Annotated in this window: 6 protein-coding genes; 4 read left to right on the top strand and 2 right to left on the bottom strand. The window is 72.7% G+C overall.

What is annotated here, in order from left to right; translation table 11 throughout:
• Positions 1-128: 128 nt before the first annotated feature.
• The 3 genes from EST54_RS32955 to EST54_RS32945 all read left to right on the top strand — a co-directional run bounded on the left by EST54_RS32955 (position 129) and on the right by EST54_RS32945 (position 2211).
• A complete protein-coding gene (locus tag EST54_RS32955; RefSeq protein WP_129251350.1) occupies positions 129-812 on the top strand; it encodes a response regulator in 684 nt (227 codons plus the stop codon).
• Positions 813-921: 109 nt separating this feature from the next.
• Entirely contained in the window at positions 922-1320 is a 399-nt protein-coding gene (locus EST54_RS32950; RefSeq protein WP_189096321.1) for an OB-fold nucleic acid binding domain-containing protein, read from the top strand.
• A gap of 3 nt (positions 1321-1323) precedes the next feature.
• Positions 1324-2211, top strand: a complete 888-nt coding sequence (locus EST54_RS32945; protein WP_129251349.1) for a DUF3159 domain-containing protein — start codon at positions 1324-1326, stop codon at positions 2209-2211.
• Between the two features lie 82 nt (positions 2212-2293).
• Here the strand turns inward: EST54_RS32945 and EST54_RS32940 are convergent, their stop codons facing one another.
• Both EST54_RS32940 and EST54_RS32935 read right to left on the bottom strand, forming a co-directional pair.
• Complete coding sequence (locus tag EST54_RS32940; RefSeq protein WP_129251348.1) at positions 2294-2965, bottom strand: potassium channel family protein; 672 nt, start codon at positions 2963-2965, stop codon at positions 2294-2296.
• Positions 2962-3630, bottom strand: a complete 669-nt coding sequence (locus EST54_RS32935) for a potassium channel family protein (protein WP_129251347.1) — start codon at positions 3628-3630, stop codon at positions 2962-2964. The genes EST54_RS32940 and EST54_RS32935 overlap by 4 nt, the downstream gene beginning before the upstream one ends.
• A gap of 329 nt (positions 3631-3959) precedes the next feature.
• On the opposite strand from EST54_RS32935, the gene EST54_RS32930 reads away from it, so the two are divergent.
• A complete protein-coding gene (locus EST54_RS32930) occupies positions 3960-5954 on the top strand; it encodes an NAD-binding protein (protein ID WP_129251351.1) in 1995 nt (664 codons plus the stop codon).
• Positions 5955-5985: the final 31 nt, after the last annotated feature.

Below are 5985 nucleotides of genomic sequence, written 5' to 3'. Positions count from 1 at the left end.
CGCGGGGCGAGTGGTGGGGGTGGTCCGTACGGCCCGGGCCACGACATGAGCCGGGCCGTACGGACCACCCCCACCACTCGCCCCGCGGGTCCGGCCCGTGGGGCGACGACACCGCGAGGAGAACGCCAGTGAACCGGGTGCTTGTGGTCGATGACGAGCCGCAGATCGTCCGCGCGCTCGTGATCAACCTGAAGGCGCGCAAGTACGAGGTCGACGCCGCCCCCGACGGGGCCACCGCGCTCAAACTCGCGGCCGCCCGCCACCCCGATGTCATCGTCCTCGACCTCGGCCTGCCCGATATGGACGGCGTCGAGGTGATCAAGGGGCTCCGGGGCTGGACGCGGGTGCCGATCCTGGTGCTCTCCGCGCGGCAGACCTCCGACGAGAAGGTGGAAGCGCTGGACGCCGGCGCGGACGACTACGTCACCAAGCCGTTCGGCATGGACGAGCTGCTGGCCCGGCTGCGGGCGGCGGTGCGCCGGGCCGAGCCGACCGGGCCGGCCGACGACGAAGTGATCGTCGAGACCGCGGGGTTCACCGTCGACCTCGCCGCGAAGAAGGTCAACCGCGGCGGCCGGGACATCCGGCTGACCCCCACCGAGTGGCATCTGCTGGAGGTCCTGGTCCGCAACGCGGGCCGGCTGGTCAGCCAGAAGCAGCTGCTCCAGGAGGTCTGGGGCCCCTCGTACGGCACCGAGACCAACTATCTGCGGGTGTACATGGCCCAGCTCCGCCGCAAGCTGGAGAGCGACCCCTCGCACCCGAAGCACTTCATCACCGAGCCGGGCATGGGCTACCGCTTCGAGCAGTAGTACCCCCGCGGCGCCCTGCTCCGCGCCGGCCGGGCGGGTTTGTGAGCCGGGTACGAAGTCCGCGTGCGGGCCGTGAGCCCGGGACGCGGCCACCGGTACGCTGGGGCGTATGAGTGCTGGGACCCGATCCGAGAAGCCGGCCGGTCGCTTCCGCCGGATGCTCGACCGGCTGTCCTCCTCCGAGGAGGAGCTGCAGTCCGCCGAGCTGCAACAGGATGCGCAGAACGCGGGGTGCACCCGGATCTGCGACTGCGACGACCGCCAGATAGTGAAGGTCACCGGCACCCTGCGGCATGTCACGCTGCGGCCGCGCGCCGGAGTGCCCGCGCTGGAGGCGGAGCTGTTCGACGGCTCCGCGGCGCTCGACGTGGTGTGGCTGGGACGCCGCTCCATCGTCGGCATCGAGCCGGGCCGGAAGCTCATCGCCTCGGGCCGGGTCTCGCTGAGCCACGGACGCCGGGTGCTCTTCAATCCGAAGTACGAACTCCGACCGCTCGGACAGGAGTAGCCGGTGACGTCTTACGACCGACCGACCACTGACGCGCATGCCGACCCCGATTCCTCCGCAGGCCCCTCGTCCGCCCCGCCCGGCCAGGACGCCGAGGGTGCCGTCGACGGCAGGCAGGTGACCGAGGCCGCGCTGTTCGAGGCGTTCGGCGGCGTGCGCGGCATGGTGGAGACCGTGGTCCCCGGCCTGCTGTTCGTCACGATCTTCACGATCAACAAGGACCTGCACGTCTCGGCGATCGCCGCGCTGGCCGTCTCGCTGGTGCTGGCGGCGGTGCGCCTGGTCCGCAAGGACACCGTCAAGCACGCGTTCAGCGGTGTCTTCGGGGTGGCCTTCGGCGTGGTCTTCGCGATGATGACCGGCAACGCCAAGGACTTCTATCTGCCGGGCATGCTCTACACCCTCGGCCTGGCCACCGCCTACATCGTCACCACGCTCGCGGGCGTCCCGCTGATCGGGCTGATGCTCGGCCCGGTGTTCAAGGAGAACCTCTCCTGGCGCACCCGCAACCCCGGCCGCAAGACGGCGTACGCCAAGGCCAGCTGGGCCTGGGGGCTGATCCTGCTCGCCAAGTGCGCGATCCTCTTCCCGCTGTACTGGTGGGCCGACACCACCCAGCTCGGCTGGATACTGATCGCGCTGAAGATCCCGCCGTTCCTGCTCGCGGTCTACCTCACCTGGATCTTCCTGGCGAAGGCACCGCCGCCGATCGACGTCTTCGCCGAGATGGAGGCGAAGGAGAAGGCCGAGGAGGAAGCCGAGGAGCGGCGCCGTACCGAGCGCGAGACGCTGGACCGGGTCGCCGACGACCTCGGCCGGGACCTCGTGTCGGAGATCACGGCCGAGCCCCCGGCCGACCGCCCGCAGGGCGGGGGCCGCCACCGCCGCTGACGCCTCCGCACACCGAACGCCGGGGCCCGGGAACCGCTCGGTTCCCGGGCCCCGGCGTTGTCAGTGGGCCGAAGGGGCCGGGTTACGACTCCTCGTGCCGCACCGACAGCAGGTCCTCCAGCTGCTCCTCACGCGACTGCGCCGCGACGAACAGCAACTCGTCACCGGCTTCCAGCGCGTCCTCCTTGTTGGGCGTGAGCACCCGCGTGCCGCGGATGATCGTGACCAGGGAGGTGTCCTGGGGCCACTCGACATCGCCGACCCGGGTGCCCGCCAGCGCGGCCTCCGGCGGCAGCGTCAGCTCGACGAGGTTGGCGTCGCCGTGGCTGAAGCGCAGCAGCCGTACGAGATCGCCGACGCTGACCGCCTCCTCGACCAGGGCCGACATCAGACGCGGCGTGGAGACCGCGACATCGACGCCCCAGGACTCGTTGAACAGCCACTCGTTCTTGGGGTTGTTGACCCGTGCGACCACCCGCGGCACGCCGTACTCCGTCTTGGCGAGCAGCGAGACGACGAGGTTGACCTTGTCGTCGCCGGTCGCCGCAATGACGACATTGCAGCGCTGCAGCGCCGCCTCGTCGAGCGAGGTGATCTCGCAGGCGTCGGCCAGCAGCCACTCGGCCAGCGGCACCCGTTCGACCGAGATGGCGGTCGGCGCCTTGTCGATGAGCAGGATCTCGTGCCCGTTTTCGAGGAGTTCGCCGGCGATGGAACGGCCCACCGCACCCGCGCCCGCAATCGCGACCCTCATGACTGCGCCCCCTCAGGACCCGTGGCGAATGCCGCTTCGACCTTCTCGACCTCGTCGGTGCGCATCATCACGTGCACCAGGTCGCCTTCCTGCAGCACCGTCTGCGAGGTCGGCAGCATCGCCTCGCCCAGCCGGGTGAGGAAGGCGACGCGGACGCCGGTCTCCTCCTGCAGCGTGCTGATCTTGTGCCCGACCCAGGAGGGGGCGGTGTGCACCTCGGCGAGCTGCACGCCGCCGCTCGGGTCCCGCCACAGCGGCTCGGCCCCCGACGGCAGCAGCCGGCGCAGCATCTGGTCGGCCGTCCACCGGACGGTGGCGACGGTGGGGATGCCCAGGCGCTGGTAGACCTCGGCGCGGCGCGGGTCGTAGATACGGGCCGCGACGTTCTCGACGCCGAACATCTCGCGGGCCACGCGGGCGGCGATGATGTTGGAGTTGTCACCGCTGGAGACGGCCGCGAAGGCGCCCGCCTCCTCGATACCGGCCTCGCGCAGGGTGTCCTGGTCGAAGCCGACGCCGGTCACCCGGCGGCCGCCGAAGGACGAGCCCAGGCGACGGAACGCGGTCGGGTCCTGGTCGACCACCGCGATGGTGTGCCCCTGGCTCTCCAGGGTCTGTGCCAGCGCGGAGCCCACGCGCCCGCACCCCATGATGACGATGTGCATGCTGATTACCCCGTGCCCTGTACTAGCGCGATGACCTGCACAAACACCCTGCTCACTACTTTCTTCTCCCAGTACCGGCGACACAAGGCCACGGCTCGCCACACGGACCCGGGCGGGCAACGGGAGCGCCGCTCGCACCGTGGTCCGGTACAACCGTAGCCGCAATGCCGGTCCTGGTAGGGGGCGCGGTGGGCGGCATTCGGATGTGGCCTGCCCGGTGGGGCGACGGTCTCCCGCGCCCGGGCTGCGCTGTGCCGGGTCCGTAAGGCACGCTGAACCGTGTGCCCAACCTGCCTCTCCAGCCCCAACAGGGCTCATACACCTCGCACATGGTGGTCTGCGGCGACGATGCGCTGGCGCACCGGCTCGCCGCCGAGCTCCGGGACGTCTACGGCGAACGGGTGACGCTCGTCGTCCCCTCCGCCCGGGAGCCGCACCGGCCCCGCATCCCGCCGGCCCGCGCGCTGGACCGGGCGACCGCGCTCCTGGGCCGGGTGTCGGCGGCGGTCGCCCGTACCTCGCCGGTGCCGTCCGAGGCGCCCGGGGACGGTGCGGAGCCGCCGGAGGAGACCGTACGGATCCTGGAGGCGGCGCAGCCGGACGACGTGGCGCTGACCGAGGCGGGCGTCGCCGAGGCGGGCGCGCTGGCGCTGGTCTACGACGACGATGAGCTCAACATCCACGCCGCGCTGCGCGCCCGCCGGCTCAATCCCCGCCTGCGGCTGGTCATCCGGCTCTACAACCGCAAACTCGGCCAGCACCTGGAGGAGTTGCTCGACCAGGCCGCGGCGGTCACCGGCCTGGGCGCCTACGGCGGCGGGGACGCGGTGGGCGCCGACGCGGTGGATGCCGACGCCTCCACGACGGTGCTGTCCGACGCCGACACGGTGGCCCCCGCGCTGGTGGCCACCGCGGTCGCCGGGACCAGCAAGGTCATCGAGGCGGACGGGCTGCTGCTGCGGGCGGTGGAGCGGCCGCCGGTGCCTCCCGGCCGGCCCGGTGACCCCGGCCTGTGCACCCTGGCGCTGCTGCCCGCCTCCGCCAACGACCCCGACCAGGAGCCGAGTTCGGGCAGCGGCGAGGAGGGGCAGCTGCTGCCGGACGATGCCGCGGTCACGGACGCCGCCGGCTGCGGCACCGTCGTCCTGGAGACCGTCTCCTATACGGGGCGGCCGGTGCGCCCCGCCTGGCTGCGCGGCCGGGGCGCCCCCCTCGCCTCGCTCTTCTCCCGGCGGTTGCGCTGGTCGCTGGCCGGCGTCGTCGGCGCGGTGCTGGCGCTGGCCGTCGCGTCCTGGCTCACCACCGGTCTGGACCCGGTGCACGGCGCCTATCTCACGCTGCTGGACCTCTTCGCGATCAACGACCCGGCGCTCGGCCAGCCGCTGCCCCGCAAGATCCTGCAACTGCTGTCCGGACTGACCGGCCTGTTGCTGCTGCCGGTGCTGGTCGCGGCGGCGTTCGAGGGGCTGGGCACCTTCCGCAGTGCCTCGGCACTGCGCCGCCCGCCGCGCGGTCTGTCGGGGCACGTGGTGCTGCTCGGCCTCGGCAAGGTCGGCACCCGCGTCCTGGCGCGACTGCACGAGATGGGCATCCCCGTGGTGTGCATCGAGGCGGACCCGGAGGCGCGGGGCATCGCACTGGCCCGCCGGCTGCGGGTGCCCACCGTCCTGGGGGACGTCACCCAGGAAGGAGTCCTGGAGGCCGCGATGATCGAGCGGGCGTCCTCGCTGCTCGCCCTCAGCAGCGCCGACACCACGAATCTGGAGGCCGCCCTCTACGCCCGCAGCGTCACCCCGCGATTGCGGGTCACCCTGCGGCTGTTCGACGACCGGTTCGCCACCGCCGTCTACCGCACCCTGCGCGCCGCGCATCCCCGGGCGCTCACCCGCAGCCGCAGCACCTCCTTCCTGGCCGCGCCCGCGTTCGGCGGCGCGATGATGGGGCGGCAGATCCTGGGGGCCATTCCCGTCGAGCGCCGGGTGCTGCTGGTCGCCCGGGTCGAGGTGCGTGGCAATGCCGCGCTGGAGGGCCGTACGGTCGCCGAGGTGCTGCGGCCGGGCCGGCTGCGGGTGCTGGCGGTGGACACCTGCGCCCCCGACGACCCGGAGCCGCAGGCCGCGGCCGCCACGCCACCGCCGGACACCGAGCGCGAACCGGCCCGCCTGGTGCACGAGCTGGGCGACGACTACGTCCTGCGGCCGCAGGACCGGGTGCTGCTGGTGGCCACCCGGCAGGGACTGGGCGATCTGCACGCCCGGCAACCACGGGCCACCGGAGCCGGGGCCGGAGCCACCCGAGCCGGGGCCGGGGCCCGGCAGGGCTGAGCCCGGGCGGGGGCCGGGCTCAGCCCTGCCG

It is taken from the genome of Streptomyces sioyaensis (assembly GCF_004122735.1).
Lineage (GTDB): Bacteria > Actinomycetota > Actinomycetes > Streptomycetales > Streptomycetaceae > Streptomyces > Streptomyces sioyaensis.
The sequence above is the reverse complement of the archived record's forward strand: the minus strand, read 5'-3'. Positions and strand labels throughout refer to the sequence as shown.

Coding starts and splice junctions, on each gene's coding strand:
- EST54_RS32935 (WP_129251347.1), bottom strand. CDS start 3,630: ATGCACATCGTCATCATGGGGTGCGGGCGCGTGGGCTCCGCGCTGGCA.
- EST54_RS32940 (WP_129251348.1), bottom strand. CDS start 2,965: ATGAGGGTCGCGATTGCGGGCGCGGGTGCGGTGGGCCGTTCCATCGCC.
- EST54_RS32950 (WP_189096321.1), top strand. CDS start 922: ATGAGTGCTGGGACCCGATCCGAGAAGCCGGCCGGTCGCTTCCGCCGG.
- EST54_RS32930 (WP_129251351.1), top strand. CDS start 3,960: ATGGTGGTCTGCGGCGACGATGCGCTGGCGCACCGGCTCGCCGCCGAG.